The sequence below is a fragment of the Pseudomonas sp. DG56-2 genome, assembly GCF_004803755.1.
Lineage (GTDB): Bacteria > Pseudomonadota > Gammaproteobacteria > Pseudomonadales > Pseudomonadaceae > Aquipseudomonas > Aquipseudomonas auratipiscis.
Genome location: NZ_CP032311.1, coordinates 46,702 through 67,354, shown reverse-complemented (window position 1 = coordinate 67,354; position 20,653 = coordinate 46,702). Strand labels below are relative to the sequence as shown.

Annotated in this window: 20 protein-coding genes; 5 read left to right on the top strand and 15 right to left on the bottom strand. The window is 58.0% G+C overall.

Annotation, left to right across the window (positions count from 1 at the left end; all coding sequences use genetic code 11):
* The first annotated feature begins 165 nt into the window (after positions 1 to 165).
* From D3Z90_RS00330 to D3Z90_RS00320, 3 genes are all read left to right on the top strand, one after another.
* Entirely contained in the window at positions 166 to 1,173 is a 1,008-nt protein-coding gene (locus D3Z90_RS00330) for a methionine ABC transporter ATP-binding protein (protein WP_136473884.1), read from the top strand.
* The gene (locus D3Z90_RS00325) at positions 1,173 to 1,844 is read left to right on the top strand and encodes a methionine ABC transporter permease (RefSeq protein ID WP_038605236.1); all 672 of its coding nucleotides are present in this window, start codon (positions 1,173 to 1,175) and stop codon (positions 1,842 to 1,844) included. Before D3Z90_RS00330 ends, D3Z90_RS00325 begins: the two co-directional genes overlap by 1 nt.
* A 62-nt stretch (positions 1,845 to 1,906) precedes the next feature.
* Positions 1,907 to 2,677 carry a MetQ/NlpA family ABC transporter substrate-binding protein gene (locus D3Z90_RS00320; RefSeq protein ID WP_136473883.1) on the top strand — a complete coding sequence of 257 codons (771 nt, stop codon included), beginning with the start codon at positions 1,907 to 1,909 and terminating at the stop codon, positions 2,675 to 2,677.
* 70 nt (positions 2,678 to 2,747) lie between these two features.
* On the opposite strand, the gene D3Z90_RS00315 is transcribed toward D3Z90_RS00320, so the two are convergent.
* The 5 genes from D3Z90_RS00315 to D3Z90_RS00295 are packed head-to-tail and all read right to left on the bottom strand — an operon-like array spanning position 2,748 to position 6,655.
* Positions 2,748 to 3,380: an SCO family protein gene (locus tag D3Z90_RS00315; RefSeq protein WP_136473882.1), complete on the bottom strand. Its 633-nt coding sequence runs from the start codon at positions 3,378 to 3,380 to the stop codon at positions 2,748 to 2,750.
* Entirely contained in the window at positions 3,377 to 4,276 is a 900-nt protein-coding gene (gene cyoE / locus D3Z90_RS00310; protein ID WP_136473881.1) for a heme o synthase, read from the bottom strand. The genes D3Z90_RS00315 and cyoE overlap by 4 nt, the downstream gene beginning before the upstream one ends.
* On the bottom strand, positions 4,261 to 5,343 hold the full coding sequence (locus D3Z90_RS00305; RefSeq protein ID WP_136473880.1) for a heme A synthase: 1,083 nt from the start codon (positions 5,341 to 5,343) through the stop codon (positions 4,261 to 4,263). Before D3Z90_RS00305 ends, cyoE begins: the two co-directional genes overlap by 16 nt.
* Before the next feature lie 9 nt (positions 5,344 to 5,352).
* Positions 5,353 to 5,946: a hypothetical protein gene (locus D3Z90_RS00300; RefSeq protein WP_136473879.1), complete on the bottom strand. Its 594-nt coding sequence runs from the start codon at positions 5,944 to 5,946 to the stop codon at positions 5,353 to 5,355.
* Positions 5,912 to 6,655: an SURF1 family protein gene (locus D3Z90_RS00295; RefSeq protein ID WP_136473878.1), complete on the bottom strand. Its 744-nt coding sequence runs from the start codon at positions 6,653 to 6,655 to the stop codon at positions 5,912 to 5,914. The genes D3Z90_RS00300 and D3Z90_RS00295 overlap by 35 nt, the downstream gene beginning before the upstream one ends.
* Positions 6,656 to 6,718: 63 nt before the next feature.
* Here D3Z90_RS00295 and D3Z90_RS00290 point away from each other — a divergent pair, with 63 nt between their 5' ends.
* Positions 6,719 to 6,922: a twin transmembrane helix small protein gene (locus D3Z90_RS00290; RefSeq protein ID WP_136473877.1), complete on the top strand. Its 204-nt coding sequence runs from the start codon at positions 6,719 to 6,721 to the stop codon at positions 6,920 to 6,922.
* A 6-nt stretch (positions 6,923 to 6,928) separates the two neighbouring features.
* Here the strand turns inward: D3Z90_RS00290 and D3Z90_RS00285 are convergent, their stop codons facing one another.
* Genes D3Z90_RS00285 through coxB form a run of 4 tightly spaced genes read right to left on the bottom strand, consistent with a single transcriptional unit; the run spans position 6,929 to position 11,192 of the window.
* Complete coding sequence (locus tag D3Z90_RS00285) at positions 6,929 to 7,816, bottom strand: cytochrome c oxidase subunit 3 (RefSeq protein WP_136473876.1); 888 nt, start codon at positions 7,814 to 7,816, stop codon at positions 6,929 to 6,931.
* A gap of 12 nt (positions 7,817 to 7,828) precedes the next feature.
* A complete protein-coding gene (locus tag D3Z90_RS00280; RefSeq protein WP_136473875.1) occupies positions 7,829 to 8,398 on the bottom strand; it encodes a cytochrome c oxidase assembly protein in 570 nt (189 codons plus the stop codon).
* 24 nt (positions 8,399 to 8,422) lie between these two features.
* On the bottom strand, positions 8,423 to 10,012 hold the full coding sequence (ctaD, locus tag D3Z90_RS00275) for a cytochrome c oxidase subunit I (protein ID WP_136473874.1): 1,590 nt from the start codon (positions 10,010 to 10,012) through the stop codon (positions 8,423 to 8,425).
* Positions 10,013 to 10,064: 52 nt separating this feature from the next.
* On the bottom strand, positions 10,065 to 11,192 hold the full coding sequence (coxB, locus tag D3Z90_RS00270; protein WP_136473873.1) for a cytochrome c oxidase subunit II: 1,128 nt from the start codon (positions 11,190 to 11,192) through the stop codon (positions 10,065 to 10,067).
* Between the two features lie 369 nt (positions 11,193 to 11,561).
* On the opposite strand from coxB, the gene D3Z90_RS00265 reads away from it, so the two are divergent.
* Positions 11,562 to 12,209, top strand: a complete 648-nt coding sequence (locus D3Z90_RS00265) for a hypothetical protein (protein WP_136473872.1) — start codon at positions 11,562 to 11,564, stop codon at positions 12,207 to 12,209.
* 61 nt (positions 12,210 to 12,270) lie between these two features.
* Here the strand turns inward: D3Z90_RS00265 and D3Z90_RS00260 are convergent, their stop codons facing one another.
* The 6 genes from D3Z90_RS00260 to prlC form a co-directional block, all read right to left on the bottom strand.
* Complete coding sequence (locus tag D3Z90_RS00260) at positions 12,271 to 13,836, bottom strand: SulP family inorganic anion transporter (protein ID WP_168198421.1); 1,566 nt, start codon at positions 13,834 to 13,836, stop codon at positions 12,271 to 12,273.
* 153 nt (positions 13,837 to 13,989) lie between these two features.
* Positions 13,990 to 14,709 carry a carbonic anhydrase gene (locus D3Z90_RS00255; RefSeq protein WP_136473870.1) on the bottom strand — a complete coding sequence of 240 codons (720 nt, stop codon included), beginning with the start codon at positions 14,707 to 14,709 and terminating at the stop codon, positions 13,990 to 13,992.
* Between the two features lie 245 nt (positions 14,710 to 14,954).
* Positions 14,955 to 16,013 carry a PA0069 family radical SAM protein gene (locus D3Z90_RS00250; RefSeq protein ID WP_136473869.1) on the bottom strand — a complete coding sequence of 353 codons (1,059 nt, stop codon included), beginning with the start codon at positions 16,011 to 16,013 and terminating at the stop codon, positions 14,955 to 14,957.
* Positions 16,014 to 16,080: 67 nt separating this feature from the next.
* Positions 16,081 to 18,111 carry a M3 family metallopeptidase gene (locus D3Z90_RS00245; protein ID WP_136473868.1) on the bottom strand — a complete coding sequence of 677 codons (2,031 nt, stop codon included), beginning with the start codon at positions 18,109 to 18,111 and terminating at the stop codon, positions 16,081 to 16,083.
* A 129-nt stretch (positions 18,112 to 18,240) separates the two neighbouring features.
* Positions 18,241 to 18,519 carry a YheV family putative zinc ribbon protein gene (locus tag D3Z90_RS00240; RefSeq protein ID WP_136473867.1) on the bottom strand — a complete coding sequence of 93 codons (279 nt, stop codon included), beginning with the start codon at positions 18,517 to 18,519 and terminating at the stop codon, positions 18,241 to 18,243.
* The gene (gene prlC, locus D3Z90_RS00235) at positions 18,516 to 20,567 is read right to left on the bottom strand and encodes an oligopeptidase A (RefSeq protein WP_136473866.1); all 2,052 of its coding nucleotides are present in this window, start codon (positions 20,565 to 20,567) and stop codon (positions 18,516 to 18,518) included. The genes D3Z90_RS00240 and prlC overlap by 4 nt, the downstream gene beginning before the upstream one ends.
* Between the last annotated feature and the right edge of the window lie 86 nt (positions 20,568 to 20,653).

Genomic DNA, 20,653 nt, shown 5'->3' with positions numbered 1-20,653 from the left:
GGTCAAGGCCAACGAGCGTTCATTCGGATTGACCACTGATCGCGTTATTCCAACAGCATTGGTCAAATGCAAAATAAATGCTAAGAACCTCTATATGAACAGGCTAAAATGCGCCCCCCGGCTAACCGCTGACCCAAATTTCATGCGCCCCACAAGGTTCGCTACGTGATCGAGTTTCAAAATGTGCATAAAACCTACCGCGTCGCCGGTAGGGACATTCCCGCGCTGCACCCGACCAACCTGAGCGTCGAGAACGGCCAGGTGTTCGGACTGATCGGCCATTCCGGTGCCGGTAAAAGTACCCTGCTGCGCCTTATCAACCGTCTGGAAGCCCCAAGCGGCGGCAAGATCATTGTTGACGGTGAAGATGTCACCGCGTTCAACGCTGATGAACTGCGCCAGTTCCGCCAACAGGTCGGGATGATTTTCCAGCACTTCAACTTGCTGGCTTCCAAGACCGTGGCCGACAACGTTGCCCTACCGCTGACCCTGGCGGGCCAGCTGTCGCGCAAGGAAATCGATGCTCGGGTCAGTGAGCTGCTGACGCGCGTCGGCTTGTCCGAACACGCCAGGAAGTATCCCGCGCAATTGTCGGGCGGTCAGAAGCAACGTGTAGGCATCGCTCGCGCCTTGGCCACCAAGCCCAAAATCCTGCTTTGCGACGAAGCCACCAGCGCCCTCGACCCGCAGACCACCGCTTCGGTCCTGCAATTGCTGGCAGAGATCAACCGCGAACTTAAGCTGACCATTGTGTTGATCACCCATGAAATGGACGTGATCCGCCGCGTGTGTGACCGCGTTGCCGTGATGGACGACGGGAAGATTGTCGAGCATGGACCGGTGGCGGATGTATTCCTGCATCCACAGCACCCAACCACCAAACGTTTTGTTCAGGAAGATGAACAAGTCGACGAGAATGAGCAGCGCGATGACTTTGCCCACGTTCCAGGTCGCATCGTGCGCCTGACCTTCCAGGGTGACTCGACCTACGCGCCACTGCTGGGCACCGTAGCCCGCGAAACCGGCGTCGACTACAGCATCCTCGCGGGTCGTATCGACCGTATCAAAGACACCCCGTATGGGCAGCTGACCCTGGCCGTGACTGGCGGCGACATGGAAGCGGCTTTCGCCCGCTTCACAGCGGCTGATGTTCATATGGAGGTATTGCGTTAATGGACGCTTTGAGTTTCTTTGCCAACGTCGACTGGGCCGAAATCTGGCTGGCCACGATCGATACCATGATCATGTTGTTCGGCTCGCTGTTCTTCACCGTATTGCTCGGTCTGCCGCTGGGCGTACTGCTGTTCCTCTGCGGCCCGCGCCAGTTGTTCGAGCAGAAGGGCGTCTATGCGCTGCTGTCGCTGGTGGTCAACGTGCTGCGTTCGCTGCCGTTCATCATCCTGTTGATTGTGATGATCCCGTTCACGGTGTTGATCACCGGCACTTCGCTGGGCGTCGCCGGGGCGATCCCGCCGCTGGTTGTGGGCGCTACACCGTTCTTCGCCCGCCTGGTTGAAACAGCCCTGCGTGAAGTCGACCGTGGCATTATCGAAGCAACCCAATCAATGGGTGCAACCACTCGCCAGATCATCACCAATGCGTTGCTGCCAGAGGCCCGTCCGGGCATTTTCGCGGCAATCACGGTCACTGCCATCACCTTGGTCTCCTACACCGCAATGGCGGGTGTGGTGGGCGCAGGCGGCCTCGGCGACTTGGCGATCCGCTTTGGCTATCAACGCTTCCAGACTGACGTCATGGTCGTAACCGTGGTCCTGCTGCTGATACTGGTTCAAGTACTGCAGAGCGTGGGCGACAAACTGGTTGTGCATTTTTCCCGTAAGTAACCCCATGGGTCGGCAAGGCCGACGCACCGGGGGCCGGATCGGCCCTCACAAGGAGTGATTTGATGAAAAAGCTGCTTGCTGTTGTCGCCGCCGTCGCGGCCTTCTCCGCTCAGGCTGAAACCCTGACCGTCGCTGCCACTCCGGTGCCGCACGCCGAGATCCTGGAGTTCGTCAAACCAGCTTTGGCCAAAGAAGGCGTGGACTTGAAAGTCAAAGTCTTCACCGACTATATCCAGCCGAACGTGCAGGTTGCCGAAAAGCGTCTGGACGCCAACTTCTTCCAGCACCAGCCATACCTGGATGAGTTCAACAAAGCCAAAGGCACCAAGCTGGTCAGTGTTGCCGGTGTTCACCTGGAGCCGCTGGGTGCTTACTCGAGCAAATACAAAAAGCTCGATGAACTGCCATCGACCGCCACCGTCGTGATCCCCAACGACGCTACCAACGGTGGTCGTGCCTTGCTGCTGCTGGACAAGGCTGGCGTCATCAAACTCAAAGACAACACCAATATCCTCTCGACCGTCAAAGACATTACCGAGAACAGCAAGAACCTGAAATTCCGTGAACTGGAAGCGGCGACCATTCCACGCGTACTGACTCAGGTCGACCTGGCGCTGATCAACACTAACTATGCGCTGGAAGCAAAGCTCAACCCAGAGAAAGACGCCCTGGTCATTGAAGGTGCCGATTCGCCTTACGTGAACATCCTGGTTACCCGTGAAGACAACAAAGATGCCGAGGCAGTGAAGAAGCTGGTTGCAGCCCTGCACACCCCGGAAGTGAAGAAGTTCATCGAAGACAAGTACAAGGGCGCGGTCAAGCCTGCGTTCTGATCCAGAAGACTATCGTCGGGCAAGCTCTCTCCCACAGCGTCGGTGGGAGCGGACCTGCCCGGCGATGCTTTTAGTCGCGCTTGAGCAAGCCCGGCAACTGCGCTACCAACTTCTGATTGTTGAACGGTGCGCGAATAAACCCCCGCTGCTTGCCGTCTGGCCCAATCACCGCCAGGTTGCCACTGTGATCAACCGTGTAGTTCGGCTTGCTGGTATCGGCCGGAATGAACGGGATGCTTACCGCATTGGCCAGCTTCTGCAAGTTATCCAGTGAGCCGGTCAGGCCACGGAAATCCTTGTCGAAATATCCCAGATACTGCTGCAGCTGAGTCGGGGTATCACGGTTCGGGTCAACACTGACCAGAATGACCTGCAAGCGGTCTACCGCTTCCTTGGGCAATTCGCTCTTAACCTGACGCAACTGCGCAAGGGTGGTCGGGCAGATGTCCGGGCAGAAGGTGTAGCCGAAGAACAGTAGCGACCATTTACCTGTAAGTTCATCCACCGCCACGGTCTGACCCTTTTCGTCAGTCATTTCCAGGCTTGGCACCGTGCGGCTCTGCGGCAGCAGAATAATGCCCGCATCGATCAGTTCAGCAGGGTTGCCCTCACTGCGGCCATTGAGCACTTTGTTGACGGTAAGCCCAAGGATCACGGCGACCAGGGCAACGAGGATGAAAACGGTTTTCTGGGTTCGAGTCATAGGTTCAACAGTAAGTAGTGATCAACAAGCAGCGCGATGAACAGCAAAAACAGGTACCAGATAGAGTACTTGAAGGTCTTGATCGCGGCATGCGGCCGACTGCCACGGTACAACACCCAGGCCCATTGCAGGAAGCGCAAGCCCAGTACCGCGGCGCAGGCCAGGTACAGCGGCCCACTCATATGAATGGCATAGGGCAGCAGGCTGACCGCCAGCAACACCAGGGTATAGAGCAAAATGTGCACCTTGGTGTAATGCTCGCCATGGGTCACCGGCAACATCGGAATATCCGCCTTGGCATACTCTTCCTTGCGGTGAATGGCCAGGGACCAGAAATGCGGGGGAGTCCAGGCAAAAATGATCAGTACCAGCAGCAGCGGTTCGGCACTGATATGGCCGCTGACCGCCACCCAGCCCAGCAACGGCGGCGCCGCACCGGCTAACCCGCCAATCACGATGTTCTGCGGTGTGGCCCGTTTGAGAAAGCCGGTGTAGATCACTGCGTAGCCCAGCAGTGAAGCGAGGGTTAGCCAGGCGGTGAGGGCATTGGTAAACACCAGCAGCAGGCCCATGCCTGACAGCGAAAGCAGCAGGGCGAAAATCAGCGCGGCGCCTGGCGTTACCCGGCCTTCGGCCAACGGCCGCTTGTGTGTACGTGCCATTAGCGCATCGATGCGCCGATCCACCACATGATTCACCGCAGCAGCACCGCCGGCGCAGCAGGCGATGCCCAGATTGCCGAACAACAGCACCGTCCAGGGCACGCCCGCACGTGTGGCGAGGAACATGCCCACCAGCGAGGTGATCAGCATCAGCACCACCACCTTGGGCTTGGTCAGTTCCAGATAGTCGCGCCAGCCAGCCTGCTGACTGCGTTCACTCAGAAGCGACGCCATGAGTTATCTCCCAGATAGTGAACCACGCCGCCGTTAGTAAGCGGTGTCAGGCGCCAACCTTGGCTGACTCGACGTGCCTTGGCCTTGGCCACCAGGCGTATACGGTAATTGACCAGCACCATGCTCAGCAGCAGCATGGCGCCACCGGCGTTATGCGCCACGGCCACCGGCAGTGGCAGGTGGAACAGCACATTACTTATCCCCAATCCAACCTGTGCGCCCAGTGCCAGCAACACCACGCCTGCCAACTTGCTCAGGCCATGGCGGTGTAGCTTCCAGCTGAGCATCAGCAGCACACATGTGACCAACAAAGCCCCCATGCGATGGCTCATGTGAATAGCTGTGCGTGCATCACTGTCCAACTGCCCGCCGAGGTAATTGGGGCCGATGTGTTGAGTGAGGTGAAAGCCGTTGGCGAAGTCGGCCTGTGGCCACCATTGGCCATGGCAGGTGGGCAGGTCCACACACGCCACCGCGGCGTAGTTGGCACTCACCCAACCACCCAAGGCGATCTGACCGACAACGACAAGGAACCCCAACGCGGCCACCCGCCTGACGCTCAGGGGCAGCTTGGGCAGGGGAGCAAATGCCCGCGACAATCGCAGGCTCAGCAAGAACAACAGACTCAAGGTGGCAAACCCACCTAATAGATGTGCCGTAACGACCTGCGGCCAAAGCTTGAGGGTCACCGTCCACATGCCGAATGCCGCCTGCGCGAACACCACCACGAGCAACAGTAAAGGCAAGCGATAAGGCTGGCCATCCCGGCCATGGCGACGCCAAGCCTGCCAGGCCAGGAGGGTGATCACCAACGCCAAGGTGCCTGCAAAGTAACGATGGACCATTTCGTTGCGGCCCTTGTGCTCCTCCACCGGCGAGTCCGGATAATGCAGTTCGGCATGAGCCAGCTGCGCCTCGCTCTTGGGCACGCTGATGAAGCCGTAGCAGCCCGGCCAGTCCGGGCACCCCAGGCCGGCATGGGTGAGACGGGTATAGGCCCCGAGCAGCACAACTACCAGCGCCAGCAAGGTGGCAAATACAGCTAGACGGTATCCAGGTCTGGCCATGATCTAGTCCTACCCGATATTGGACAGTTTCAGCAGATGGCGCAGGTCGTTGAGCAGATCCTTGCCCTTGACCCTGGCGTCATAACGCAGCACCAGATTGCCGTGTGGATCGATGACCCAAAGCTGAGCATCTTGCTTGCCCTGACTCACGGCACCGTACTTGTCCAGGTTCAGCGGGTAGCGTTGCAGTTGTGGATATTCACGATCGAGCCGGGCCTGATAATCACCCGTCAACGGCTGGGTTGTGGCCAGGGCATGACTGGCGCGGCTGGCATCGCGACCGAGGCCGACTTGAATCTGCCGGGCCAGGTACACCAGTTGCTGACAATCCAGGCCACATTCCTTAGGCGCGCTGACCAACAGCTGCCAGCGCTGTTCATCGGCGTCCACGCCAAGATCGGCGCGGCTTTTACCATCACCAATCATCTCGCCGTGATAGCTGCGGCTATCGGGCACCCAGAACTGCAACTTATACATGGCAGTGGCCAGTAGCATAGGGCCAACGACCACCAGCAGGATCAGGATCAGTTGCAGGCGTCCGCGAGTTCGCCCGCGCGGCGTCTTGCCTTCAGACATGTTGAGTGGACTCGTGACGGCTCCCATGCTGTTTCTCCTTTTTGTTGTTATGCCAGCCGAAGTAGAGGTAGAGCAGGACCAACGCCAACGCCAGGGCAAACCACTGCACGGCGTAGCCCACATGTTTTTCCGGCCCCATGGCAACCACAGGCCAGTCCAGACGGTAGCTGACCGGGCTGGCCTCCAGACGCAGTTCATGAGCAAAGCCCTGGCGCGCCAACTGCGTCCAGAGATGACCGGCATCGATGGCTGTCAGCAGCCGCGGCCAACTGCCACCCTCAGGATCGGCATGCAGCTGGAAGGTCGCGCCTGGGGCGATATATACCCAGGCATCCAGGCTCAAGGTTTGCTCCGGCGTAGCGAACTGCACGGGATTGCGTCGGTCCGGCCATGGTAACCAGCCGCGATTGAGCAGTAGCCAAAGCCCGCTGGACTGATCGAAAAAGGGTTGTAAAAGCTCGACGCCGACGTGGCCATCCCGCATGCGGTTATCCAGCAGCAAACTGTGCTGGGTATCAAAATGGCCGAATAGGCGAACACGGCGGTAAGCCGGGTCTTGCACCTGGGTCAGTTGCGTCACACCAATGGGTTCGCCAGCCTGGCGCTCGGCGTAGCTGCCAAGCAGGTCGCGCTTTTGTTCCGCACGCCCGAGTTGCCAGAAACCGAGGCCGATCAAGCCCGGTAGCAGCAACAGCACTACCAGCGTCGGCAGCCAACCAGGGCGAAATGGCTTCACCCGGTCACCCCATGGTCAATCGCTATACTTAAGGTCATCGATGCATCCCCCCGGAGTTTCGCCATGCTTAAAGCTGCGATTGTCCTGATGCTGCTGGCGACCATCGCCAGTCTGTTCAGTGGCCTGTTCTTTCTGGTCAAGGACGATGGCGACTCCACACGTCTGCTCAAAGCCCTGACCGTGCGGGTTACCCTCGCCGCGCTGACCCTGGCGCTGGTGACCTGGGGCTTTTACAGCGGCCAACTAGTCTCCCACGCGCCGTTCTAAAACCCGCTACAGCACATACACAAAGATAAACAACCCGACCCAGACCACGTCGACGAAGTGCCAATACCAGCTAGCCGCTTCGAAGCCGAAATGCTTATCGGGGCTGAAGTGTCCACGCATGATGCGCACCAACATAACGAACAAAATCAGCGTGCCCATGGTGACGTGCGCACCATGGAATCCGGTGAGCATGAAGAATGTTGCGCCATAGATTCCCGAACCCAGGGTCAAACCAAGCTCGTTGTAGGCTTCGTGATACTCGTACGCCTGCAGAATGAGGAAGGCGACTCCGAGCACGATGGTCAAGCCGAGCCAGAATTTCAGCGCACCCCGGTGATCCTTGCGCAGGGCGTGGTGCGCGATAGTCACCGTGACACTGGAGCTGACCAGCAAAATGGTATTGATCAACGGCAGATGCCAAGGATCGATGATGTCTTTTGCCGGTGGAAATAGCTTCGGATCCGGCGTGTTCAGCAATGGCCAGGAAAACTCGAAGTTTGGCCAGAGCATGTGCGCTACGCCCTTGGCACCTTCTCCCCCCAACCAGGGCCCGGCCAGATTGCGGACGTAGAACAACGCCCCGAAGAAGGCGATGAAAAACATTACCTCGGAAAAAATGAACCACGACATCCCCCAGCGGAACGACCTGTCCAACTGCGGGCTATAGAGCCCGGCGCGACTTTCCTTGACGACCGCGCCAAACCAGCCGAACAGCATGTAAGCCAGGCACAGCGCGCCGAAGAAGAAGATCCACGGACCATGGGAATCCGGTCGCCCGGCCTTGAGATCGTTGAACCAGGTACCCAGGCCAAACACCGTAATGAACATGCCGATGGTGGCAATGATCGGCCACTTGCTCTGCGCCGGAACGTAGTAGTGCTCATGCGAAGCCATTGAGTGTTCTCCTTATCGGGCACCCTGTGTGTCCTGGCTCGCCAGGTGTGCAACCGGCGGGTGGCGAGCGGTGATATCGAACAACGTGTAAGCCAGCGTCAGGTGTTTCACATCCTTGGGCAGGTCGCGGTCGACGATAAAGCGCACCGGCATTTCGATACGCTCTCCTGGCTGCAGTACTTGCTGGGTAAAACAGAAGCACTCGGTCTTGTGAAAGTAGGCCGCCGCTTCTGCCGGGGTGATGCTTGGAACAGCTTGGGCGCTCATAGGCTTGTCGGTCGGATTGCGCGCTATGAACACCATTTGGTTCACTGCTCCCGGGTTGACGTCGATCTGGTCGGCGGTGGAGTAGAACTCCCAGACCATGTCACTGGCATTGGTCGACATAAACTGCACCTTCACCATGCGACTCGGGTCACTGGTCTGGCTGCCTTCATACTGCCCACCGGTCTTGCCGTTGATACCGAATGCCTTGCACATCACGTCGTAGATCGGCACCAAGGCAAAGCCGAAGGCGAACATCACCACAGTCAGCAGCAACAGCCGCACGACCAGGCGTTTGAGCGAGGTCCCTTCACTCATGGTTCATCCTCAGGCCCAGGCCGTTCATTTCACTTCCGGTGGTGTCTGGAAGGTGTGGTAAGGCGCAGGGGATGGCACTGACCACTCCAGGCCTTCAGCACCATCCCAAGGCTTGGCTGGGGCAGGCGCACCACCGCGAATGCATTTGATGACAATGAACAGGAAGAAGATCTGTGTGGCGCCGAACATGAAGGCACCGATCGATGAAATCATGTTGAAGTCGGCGAACTGCAGGTTGTAGTCCGGGATCCGTCGGGGCATCCCGGCCAAACCGACAAAGTGCATCGGGAAGAACGCCATGTTCATGCCAACGAAGGACAGCCAGAAATGCAGCTTGCCCAAGGTTTCGTCGTACATGTGCCCGGTCCACTTCGGCAGCCAGTAATAGGCCGAAGCAAAAATCCCGAAGATTGCACCCGGCACCAGCACGTAATGGAAATGGGCGACCACGAAATAGGTATCGTGGTATTGGAAATCCGCCGGGGCAATAGCCAGCATCAACCCTGAAAAGCCGCCAATGGTGAACAGGATGACGAAGGCAATGGCGAACAGCATCGGTGTCTCGAAGGTCAGCGAGCCTTCCCACATGGTGCTGACCCAGTTGAACACCTTCACTCCGGTCGGCACTGCGATCAGCATGGTGGCGTACATGAAAAACAGCTCGCCAACCACCGGAATGCCCACCACGAACATATGGTGAGCCCACACGATAAAGGACAGGAAGGCGATCGCACCGGTGGCATAAACCATCGAGGTATAGCCAAACAGTGGCTTGCGCGAAAACGCCGGGATGATCGAGCTGACCGCGCCGAATGCCGGCAGGATCATGATGTAGACCTCGGGGTGGCCGAAGAACCAGAACACATGCTGGAACAACACTGGATCACCGCCGCCCGCAGCGCTGAAGAAGCTGGTGCCGAAGTGAATATCCATGAGCATCATGGTTACCACACCGGCCAGAACCGGCATGACCGCAATCAACAGAAACGCGGTGATCAACCAGGTCCAGACGAACAGCGGCATTTTCATCAGCGTCATGCCTGGAGCACGCAGGTTGAGAATGGTGGCAATCACGTTGATCGCCCCCATGATCGAGCTGATGCCCATCAGGTGAATGGCGAAAATGAAGAAGGTCACGCTTTCCGGAGCATAGGTAGTCGATAGTGGGGCATAAAACGTCCAACCGAAGTTGGGCCCGCCACCCGGCATGAACAGCGTCGAAACCAGCAGCAGGAAGGCCGCTGGTAGCAGCCAAAAGCTGAAGTTGTTCATGCGCGGCAAGGCCATGTCCGGCGCGCCGATCATCAATGGAATCATCCAGTTGGCCAGGCCGACAAACGCGGGCATCACGGCCCCAAAGACCATCACCAGCCCGTGCATGGTGGTCATCTGGTTGAAAAACTCCGGCTGAACGATCTGCAGGCCTGGCTGGAACAGTTCGGCGCGAATCACCATGGCGAAAGAGCCGCCCAGCAGGAACGCAATAAAGCTGAACCACAAGTACATGGTGCCAATGTCTTTATGGTTGGTGGTCAGCACCCAGCGCATCAAGCCTTTGGCCGGTCCGTGGGCGTGTTCATGACCCTGGCTGTGGTCGTCGATCACTGCGCTCATGTCCTGTCTCCTGCAATCCGGTGGCTGGTGCGGGAATTCCTGTCAGGTCGGCTCATTTGCTTTCTGCCTGTTTGATCGCCAGCACATCTTTAGGCGTGACCATGTCGCCTTTGTTATTGCCCCAGGCGTTTCGCTCGTAGGTCACCACGGCAGCAATGTCGACTTCCGAAAGCTGTTTGCCGAAAGCCGCCATGGCCGTGCCCGGCTTGCCATGGAAGACAATGCTCAAGTGATCTTCCTTCGGTCCGGTAGCGATCTTCGAACCCTTGAGGGCCGGGAACATCGGCGGAAGGCCCTGGCCTTCAGCCTGGTGACAGGCGACACAGGTGGTGTGGTAAACCTTGTCACCACGCTCGACCAACTCTTCAAGCGTCCATTCCTTGCTGGTCAGTTCCTTGAGCTTGGCCGCATCTGCCTTGCGCTCGGCGAGCCAGGTGTCGTAATCGGCTTTGGATTTGACCTCCACCACCACAGGCATGAAGCCATGGTCCTTACCGCACAGTTCAGTACATTGGCCGCGGTAAATGCCGGGTTTCTCGACCCGGGTCCAGGCTTCGTTGACGAAGCCGGGAATGGCGTCGCGCTTGACTGCAAATGCCGGCACCCACCAGGAGTGAATCACGTCGGCAGCCGTCACCAGAAAGCGTACCTTGGCGCCGACCGGCAGCACCAATGGCTGGTCGACTTCAAGCAGGTAATGCTCGTCTTTGGGGGCTTTGTTGTGGATCTGGTCGGCGGGCGTGGCCAGATTACTGAAGAACTCAACGTCCTGGCCCAAGTACTTGTAATGCCATTTCCACTGGTAACCGGTGACTTGAATATCGACATCCGATTCACTGGCATCGTAAATATCGATCAAGGTCTTGGTCGCAGGGATGGCCATGGCCACCAGGATCAGGAAGGGCACCACTGTCCACATGATCTCGACCCAGGTGTGCTCGTGAAAATGAGCAGGCTGCTGGCCGGTTGAACGACGGTGGACGATCATCGACCAGAACATCGCACCAAAGACCACCAGGCCAATGATCACGCAGATCCAGAAGATGGTCATGTGCAGGTCGAACACTGCGTTGCTGACTTCTGTCGCCCCTGGCGCCATGTTCACGGTCCAGGCGGCGTTGGCCTGACCGAATACCGACCACAACAGGAGGCCCATCCAGACATGTGGATGTCGCATCATTGCGGGTTCCCCTTATCGTTCTTGTTATCCCGGAGGCGTGGACCTACGGCTAAGGGTACGGCGGCCAAGACTGCGAACTTCGACGACCGAGCCCCTGCGAACTGCAGTCGGGCCTCATCAGCGAATCACTTTCAAACCGGAGTATAGACAGCGACCTCGTCGACGCAACGCGATAGGAAAATTCCTCGACCCCAAGTTGAACGTTTGCGCGCAAAGCCGCGAACTAGCCGGGGTGAGAGCACAATGATGGCATTTCGATATAATCTCTGAATATAAGACTGGATCGGTTATGCCAAATACGTCTTAGCCGTTTGCAGAACCGAGCTATTTTATGTCTTCCGTTTGTCACGCCTTTACCCTGGAGTTGTCATGAACATCGCCGCTTTGCGCGAGCAGATTTCCCGTGCCCATCAACATGAGACCGAAACCGGCCAACTGAAAGATCAACTTATCAAGCAACTGCCGCACTTACATCCTTCGATTCAACTGCCGGAGATTGACGCCCAAGGCGCGTTGACCCGCTTCGTCAGCGCCTACATCGAACAGGTTCCAGAGCTGCTTGAGGCCGCCAATGAAGTGGCCCGCGAAGCCGGTATCGAATCGCAAATAAAACCTGTACTGAAAATTGCTGAACAGTATTTCCTGCAGCCACCCGCCATCACCAATGGCCACCTCGGCCTGGGTTGCCTGCTGGATGAAGCCTACCTGGCGCATCGCTTGGTAGAAGAAGTGAACGACTTGTATATCAAGCACTTCAACCAGCCGTTGATACCGCTGGATACCACTGTGGCCAACCTGATTGCCCACCAACTGATCGGCGAAGAATTCGCCAACCAGTTGGACGAAGTGGTTCACCACTCGGTGGACGAAATGCTTGATGAAGAAAGCTTCGCTCTGGAATCGGTCGAGCAGTATCGCCACAAGCTCAGCAGCCCCGAAACAGGCGCTGCCTGGAAACGCTGGCCTTGTCTGTCACGTCAGCTGGGTGTCGGCCTGGATCTGGATCAGCCGGCTTAAGCACTTATTGCGCCCCCACCGGCAATGATTGCCGGTAGGAGCGGGCTTTAGCCGCGATGAGTCAGGCGCCCAAGCCCGCCGTTGTGCGCACCCGCCCTTCGGTCCGGCGTTTCAATCTGCGCTGCTCAATCACTAGCCGCGAACCCTTGCCTGCGTTGGCCCGCCCCCAATCTTCAAGCAGTTCAAGGCATGAATGATCGATATAGCTGAGGTTGGCCAGCGGCACATGCAGCGTGGTCCCTGCTGGAATACCTTCAAGCACTTGGGCCAACGCCGGCACCTTGAGAAAGGTTGCCGCGCCGCTCAAGCGCAGCTCCAGATGACCGGGAACATCAAGGCTGGCCAAGCTGATTTTCAGGCGTGCCGCCTTCAGCGCCAACTTAAGCAAGGTCAGTGCAAAACCCAGCAACACTCCGGTCAACAGATCAGTAAAGATGATCGCTAGCGCCGTGACCGCGTAGGTAAACATCGGCATACGGCCGTACCGGCTCAAACCCTTGAAAGCCTTGAAGTCCACCAGTTTGATACCGGTGTACACCAGCACCCCCGCAAGACTCGCCACGGGTATCTGCTGCAACAAACTGCCAAGTACCACGACAAACGCCAGCAACCACACCCCGTGCAGAATTGCCGACAAACGCGTTTGGGCACCGGCCTGAACATTGGCGGAGCTGCGCACAATCACCCCGGTCATGGGCAACGCCCCCAGCACACCGCAGAGCATGTTGCCCAATCCTTGCGCCGATAATTCACGATCAAAATCCGAACGCTGACCATTGTGCATGCGGTCTACAGCAGCAGCGGAAAGCAACGTTTCAGCACTGGCGATAAACGCCAGGGCAAAAGCTGCCACCAGCAGATTCGGATCAGCCAGACTCAGGAGATCAGCCGGACGCAACCAGTCGATAGCCTCACTCAGATCCGCCGGTACTTGAACGCGATTGACCGGCAGCGTGAGCCAGATACTGATTGCGGTCATCAAGGCGACCCCGAGCAGCGCACCAGGCACAAACCTCAGCGTTTGCGGCCGAAATCGCTCCCAGCCCCACATAACCGCGATAGTGCCCAGCCCCAATGCAGCAGCCTGCAAACCCTGGTCCCGTCCACCTTGCATGAACGCTTGCCTGACGGTGTCAGGGAAACCAGCCAGATTGGCAAGGCCTGAAGGCTGCGGCGTGCTGTCGAACATCACATGTACCTGGGACAAAACAATCAACACACCGATACCGGCGAGCATGCCGTAGACCACCGCAGGAGCCGTAACCCGAAACCAGCACCCCAGGCGCAAGCGCCCGGCCAGCAGTTGCAGCAGGCCTGCCAGCAACAGAATCGGACCCAGCATTGCCACGCCGTGCTGACGTACCAGCTCAAACACCAAAACAGCCAGGCCAGCGGCAGGACCGCTTACCTGCAGGGGCGAGCCGGCGAGCCAACCGACCACGATCCCGCCGATGATTCCAGTAATCAGACCCTTGGCTGGCGGCATGCCCGAGGCTATGGCGATACCCATGCACAAGGGCAGGGCGACCAGAAAAACCACTACAGAGGCCAGTAGCTCCCGCGGGATTAACGCTTTCGCTTGTGTCTTGTTCACCGTGTCACTCCTTCTCTCAAGATTCACAGCCATTCCGATGGCCGCAGGCACAACCCCTGACAAACACGCAGCCGCTAGCCGCCAGCAGGCCGGCAAGGCAGTCAGGAGAATTCAAGGCAGCCGATGACCAGACCGCACCCGTGGGTGCAGCGGTCAATCAGGCAGTTATGGAGGTTTCAAGGACGCTTAGTAGCGGCCTTTGGGTGTTGCGCAGGGAATCGGTTGACCGGCGGACAGCGGTTGGAAGCTGTCGCTGGCAGCATCGTATGCTTCGATCTGGCTGGTTTCGATGTCATAGATCCAGCCATGGATAAACAACTGGCCGGCTGCCAGACGCGAAGCCACCGAAGGGTGGGTACGCAAGTGGTGCAACTGGGCAATGACGTTTTCCTTGGTCAGTACCTGCATGCTTTCATGCTCGCTGCCGCAGGAACAATTGTCCTCGACCACCGTGCGGGCCACCTCGGCATGGCGTAACCAGGCCTTTACCGTCGGCATCTTCTCGAGACTTTGAGGGTTCAGTACTGCGCGCATCGCGCCGCAATCGGAGTGACCGCAAACAATGATGTGATGTACGCCCAAGGCCAGTACTGCGTATTCGATGGCGGTGGATACACCACCATTCATCTGCCCATACGGCGGTACTACGTTACCCACGTTACGGGTAACGAACAGGTCGCCGGGCGAGCTTTGGGTGATCAACTCGGGCACGATGCGCGAGTCAGCGCAGGTGATGAACATGGCACGAGGCTTTTGCGAGGTGGCGAGCTTCTTGAACAACTCCTGCTGCTCAGGAAAAACGTCGTGGTGAAACCGCAGAAAGCCGTCGACGATATGCTTCAGGGCGGCATCAGCGCTCTCGGCAGGTGCTTCCGGAACGACCTTGGATGGGTCCTTGACGGGCATGATTCATCCTCTTTGACGGTTTTTGGTTAAGTCCATTTTACCGGGTTGATGATTCAAATAGCGCATGTCGTTTGGATGACCAGCGCGCACCAACAATCACATCAGTTGTTGGCTGAATTCCTACGCTACGCGGAAAAACTTAACTCAAACTGAATTAAGAGGCTCTAGAACGGGCGTTCCAGAGATTCAAGGAGAGGCCAGAATAATATCAAAAAACCATCAATGGCCAATACCCATTACTTACGTCAGAGCAACGACATCTGCCCTCCTGGCGGACAAAAGGCACTGCAATCAAGCGCATAGCCTTTGCGCTGATTCAGCTCCAGGCGACGGATCGCCTTGGCGAACCGCTGCGCCAACAAGTCGGCAAATACACCTTCACCGCGCATGCGCGCACCAAAGCGGCTGTCATACAACTCTCCACCGCGGCTCTGGCGGATAAGACTCAATACATGGTTGGCGCGTTGTGGATAGTGATCCTGCAACCATTGCTCGAACAACGGTGCAACCTCCAGCGGCAAACGCAACAGCATGTACGCCGCGCTCAGCGCTCCGGCGTTCTTGGCCGCCTCAAGCAACTGCTCCAGCTCGCTGTCATTGATCATCGGGATCATCGGTGAACACAGCACGCCTACCGGAACGCCGGCCTCACTCAGCACCCGGATCGCTCGCAATCGCGCCTTGGGCGCTGCGGCCCGAGGCTCCAGCGTGCGTTTTAGCTCATCATCGAGGGTCGTCAGGCTGATCATTACCGTCACCAAGCGTTGCCGGGCCAGCTCGGCGAGCACATCCAGGTCACGAAGGATCAACGAGCCTTTGGTGACAATCGTGACCGGATGACGATAGCGCAGCAGCACCTCCAGCAAGCGCCGGGTCAGTTTCTGCTCGCGTTCGATGGGTTGGTAGGGATCTGTGTTGGAGCCAAGATTGATCGGAGCACAGACATAACCCGGCTTGCTCAACTGCTGCTCAAGCACTTGCGCAGCATTGGTCTTGGCGATCAGCTTGGTCTCGAAATCCAGTCCAGGAGACAAATCCCAGTAGGCATGGCTTGGCCGCGCATAGCAGTAGATACAACCATGCTCGCAGCCACGATAGGGATTGATCGAGCGGTCGAAAGGCAGATCGGGTGAGGTGTTGCGAGTAATGATGGACTTGGCCGTCTCGCTGCGCACCTCGGTCCCTTGGGTCATGGGTACCTCTTGGTACCAGCCATCGTCTTCTGCAAGCGATTGCCTGGGGGCGAAGCGATTGTGGGGATTGAGGGTCGTACCACGGCCCCTTTGCGGTGCTGGAGAGAACATCGCGCCAACCTCTATACTGTATTTACATACAGTATAGAGGTATGGCTATTTCTGCCAGCGCCTTTGGTCAATCATCTTCAGCCACACCATACCAGCGCAGGAAGGGCACATAGCTCACTGGACGTCCCAGGAAAGCTTCCAGGCTTTGCGAAATTGGGCGCGCCGCACCTTGTGACAGAACCACATCCTGCAACGCTCGCCCCGTCGAAGCACTGCGCAAGCCTTCGCTCTGGAAACGTGTAAACAAATCAAAAGCCTGAGCATCGGACCACAGGTAAGCGTAGAAACTCGCGTCATATCCACTGACCAAGTGATCCAAGGCATGCATGGGACGTTCAAAACCTACCAATGGCCAACCACAAACCTGCGCATGACTGGTCTCGGCTCGCTGGTCGATTGTCCTGCCGTCATCAGCTGACAGGTGCAGATCGAAATCGAACAAGGCTTGAGACAGCAGGAGTGCGCACTCCTGAATGCCCTCGCCCTGCAAAGCCGTCAGCGCCAGTTGTACCTGCTCCGTTGTCAGCTTGCGGCCATCCTCATGGTGCGAAGAAATGTCGGCCATGTAGTCGGCATCCCACGCCCAACGTTCAAGCAATTTACTCGACACCTCTACGCCGTCCGCCCCCAAGCGTCGTAGATCGGACAGTAGATGGTTGTTGGTGCGCACCAGCAGGTGGTGCATGGCATGCCCGTACTCGTGAAACAACTTGCGCAGAGAGAGGTGACTGAGTTGTGGTTGCTCACCACCAATGCCTGGTGCGATGTCGCTGAACACTACCGCCACGGCGCCATGGTAGATACCCTCGGCATCGATCCGTCGGTGCCAGATGTATGAGGTAGAAACGCCCAACACTTGTTTGCCAGGTCGGTCGATCAGGTCGAGGTGAATATAACCAATCGTCGCATGGTCCTGGAGCACCTCAAAGGTGAGTACGCCTGGATCCCAGGCCGCGACGGACTCATCAGTGTTCAAGGTGACGCCAAACAACTGCCAGGTCAGCTCACGCAAAGCTTGCACCACCTTGTCCAGCGGGAAGAAGCCGCGCAGCCCTTTAGCCGGAAGACCCAACGTTGCCCGCGCATCAGCAGCCTGCAGATAAGTCACGTCCCAAGGTTGGACAGTCTCCAGACCATGGGACTGCCCCACCGCCTGCAGTCGTGTTTGCCTTCGCTGCATCCCTGGGCCAACCCTGCGAACCAGATCGTCGAGAAAGCCTGCAACTTGCTCGACGGAGCCGGCACTTTTCGATTCAAGGCTCAACGCCATGTAACTGTCAAACCCTAGCAGGCGGGCTTTTTCGAGCCTGAGTTGCGCCAACTGCTCCAGCACCGGGCCGTTGTCATGTGCCAGTTCACTGTCCCAGCCGCGGGTGGTGTATGCGCGGTAAACCTGCTCGCGCAGGGCGCGGTCCGTGGCATGTTTAAGAATCGCGTTGCACGGTTCCTGCACACAAACAATCAGCCAGCCGGGCAATGAGGCATCCCTGGCCTTTTGAGCCAGGTCGGCGCGCAGCGGTTCAGGAACCCCCTCAAGCTGCGTTTCATCGGTAATGTGGATGCTGGATTGCTCAACCGACTTCTGCAGCGTTTCCTGGAATTTCCCCTCCAACTCGCGGATCCGCGACTCCAGCTGTTCCAGTTCAAGCTGTCTGGCATCGTCCAGGCCAACACCTGCCAGACGAAACTCCTTGAGCACTTGTTGCAAGGTGCCACGCTGATGGGCATCAAGATTGGCCCCCACGTCGCTGGCGGCGAGACGCTCATACAAAACATGCAGCGGCGCATTTTTAAGCTTCTGCTTGAAGCGCGCGTCGATGAGTCCATAGCACTCGAACACTTCAGATGCCCAGGCATCGCCTCGAGCCATCAAAGGAACCATGGAGTAGAACACTCCCTGCAACCTGGCATCCAGCCCATCCACGGCAAGCACCAGGTCGTCCCAAGTGGGCAATGCCTGCTGATGGCCGATGATTTGGTCGATGCCGTTTTCGTGCTCCTCGATCACCTGATCGACAGCAGGACGTAAATGCTCCAGGGTGATTTGGTCGTAGGCGATCAGACCTTGGGCGCCCAACAGTGGATTTTCAGTACTCATAGTGCTTCCTTGCTCGGGTTATCAGTGACCCGAGCTTGCAAGACACATCAGCCTGACAAGCGGTAACTATCTACTGCACGGGAAAATACAAGACACCCAGGGCAGGACGCCCCGGGTAGGGTGACAGCCTTACTCCGCAGGCTTTTTCAGCTTGGGATTGGGGAAGAACTGAACAGTCTGCACCTTCGCCTCGGCTGGTTTGACCTCGATCTTGTTGACTCGAGTGCCCAGCTCCTTGGGCACCGACAGCCCCTGTTCGTTGAGCGTGTCGCAGAACCCACACGCCACACACTCTCGATGCGGGACGCTGTCTTCGCTCCACATCATCAGTTTGTCCGGCTCGCTGCATGCCGGGCAGACTGCCCCGGCGATGAAGCGTTTTTTCGTTATCACAGGCCCATCGCTCATGCCGCCACATCCTCACTCAAACCACAATGGCGCAAGAGTGCATCGATTGATGGCTCACGACCACGGAAGTCGACGAACAGCAGCATCGGCTCCTGCGAGCCGCCACGCGCCAGAATCGCCTCGCGAAAAGCACGACCCGTTTGCGCGTTTAGCACGCCTTCTTCCTCAAACCGCGAGAACGCATCGGCCGAGAGCACTTCAGCCCACTTGTAACTGTAGTAGCCCGCGGCATAACCCCCGGCAAAGATGTGCGCAAAGCTGTTGGGGAAGCGGTTGTACGCAGGTGGCCGCATGACCGAGACTTCGTCGCGAATGCCCTCGAGCACTTCCAGCACACTACGGCCGTCGCCGTGGCTGGCGTGCAGTTCGAAGTCGAACAGCGAGAACTCCAATTGACGGACCATCATCAGCCCGGACTGGAAGTTTTTCGCCGCCAGCATTTTCTCAAGCAGGTCTTGTGGAAGGGCTGCACCGGTTTCGTAATGAGCGGAGATCAGCGCCAGACCTTCAGGCTCCCAGCACCAGTTTTCCATGAACTGGCTAGGCAGTTCCACGGCATCCCAGGCCACACCATTGATTCCCGACACACCGGCATGCTCGATGCGAGTCAGCAAGTGGTGCAAGCCATGCCCAAACTCGTGGAACAAGGTGGTGACTTCATCGTGCGTCAGCAGCGCAGGTTTACCAGGTACTGCAGGCGTGAAGTTACATACCAGGTTTGCCACCGGGCTCTGCAATTGGCCCTCCGCGTTCCGTCGACGGTCGCGGGCACCGTCCATCCAAGCGCCGCCACGCTTGTTGGCGCGGGCATAAAGGTCGAAGAAGAAGCGGCCTACGTGCTGACCATGCTCCTTAATTTCGAACAGGCGCACATCCGGATGCCAGGTGTCGAAGCCCTTGAGCTCGGCAATTTCGATACCGTACAGACGCTGGACAATAGCGAACAGACCAGACAACACCTTATCAATCGGGAAGTAGGCACGCAGGGTTTCCTGAGACACGCTGTAGCGCTGCTCACGGAGTTTTTCGCCGTAAAAGCCGCTGTCCCAGCTTTGCAGGTCCGGACAACCTTGCTCGGCCGCGTAAGCCTTGAGCTGAGCCAGATCCTGGATGGCAAACGGCTTGCTGCGCTTGGCCAGGTCACGCAGGAAGGTCAGCACCTGGTCGCTGGACTCGGCCATTTTTGTTGCCAGGCTCAGCTCAGCGTAGTTCGCATAGCCCAGCAGTTCGGCTAACTCCTGGCGCAGGTCAAGAATTTCGCCCATCACCGGACCGTTGTCGAACTGACCGGCATTAGGACCCTGATCAGAAGCGCGGGTGCAGTAGGCGGCGTAAATTTCTTCGCGCAACGCGCGATCTTCGCCGTAAGTCATCACGGCGTAGTAGCTGGGGAACTCCAGGCTGATCAGCCAGCCATCAAGCCCTTTGGCCTGGGCTGCAGCGGCCATCTGCGCCTTGGCCGAATCAGTCAGTCCGGCCAGCGCAGCCTCATCGGTGACATGCTTGGTCCAGGCCTGGGTGGCATCGAGCAACTGGTTGGAGAACCGGCTGCCCAGCTCGCTGAGTTTGCTTTGCACCTGGGCATACCGTTGCTGCTGATCAGCTGGCAGGTCGATACCCGACAGGCGGAAGTCACGCAGGGCATGTTCAAGAATAGTCTTTTGCGCAACGTCGAAGCTTGCCGCTTCCGGGCTGGCGATCAACGCCTCGTAGGCCTGGAACAGCTCGCGGTTCTGGCCAAGTTCAGTGGCATACGCACTGAGCGCTGGCAGGCAGGCCTCGTAGGCTTCACGCAGCTCGGCGCTGTTGCACACGGCATTGAGGTGACTGACCGGGCTCCAGGCGGCGCCCAGGCGATCATTGAGTTCGTCCATGGCCAGCACCAGACCGGCCCAGCTTGGTTGCTGGCCTTGAGTCTTGAGGATTTGGGCAATAGCTGTACGGTTGTCGGCCAGGATCTGTTCAATCGCCGGCTGCACATGCTCGGCACGGATCGCCGAGAAGGGCGGCAAGTCATAAGACTGCAGTAGCGGGTTGTTCGCACTCACGGTTAAACACCTTGGCAGAAGAAACACCGGACCATCTTAATTACAATCGACGCAGACCGCAGCCCTATCAACACCAAAGAGAACCC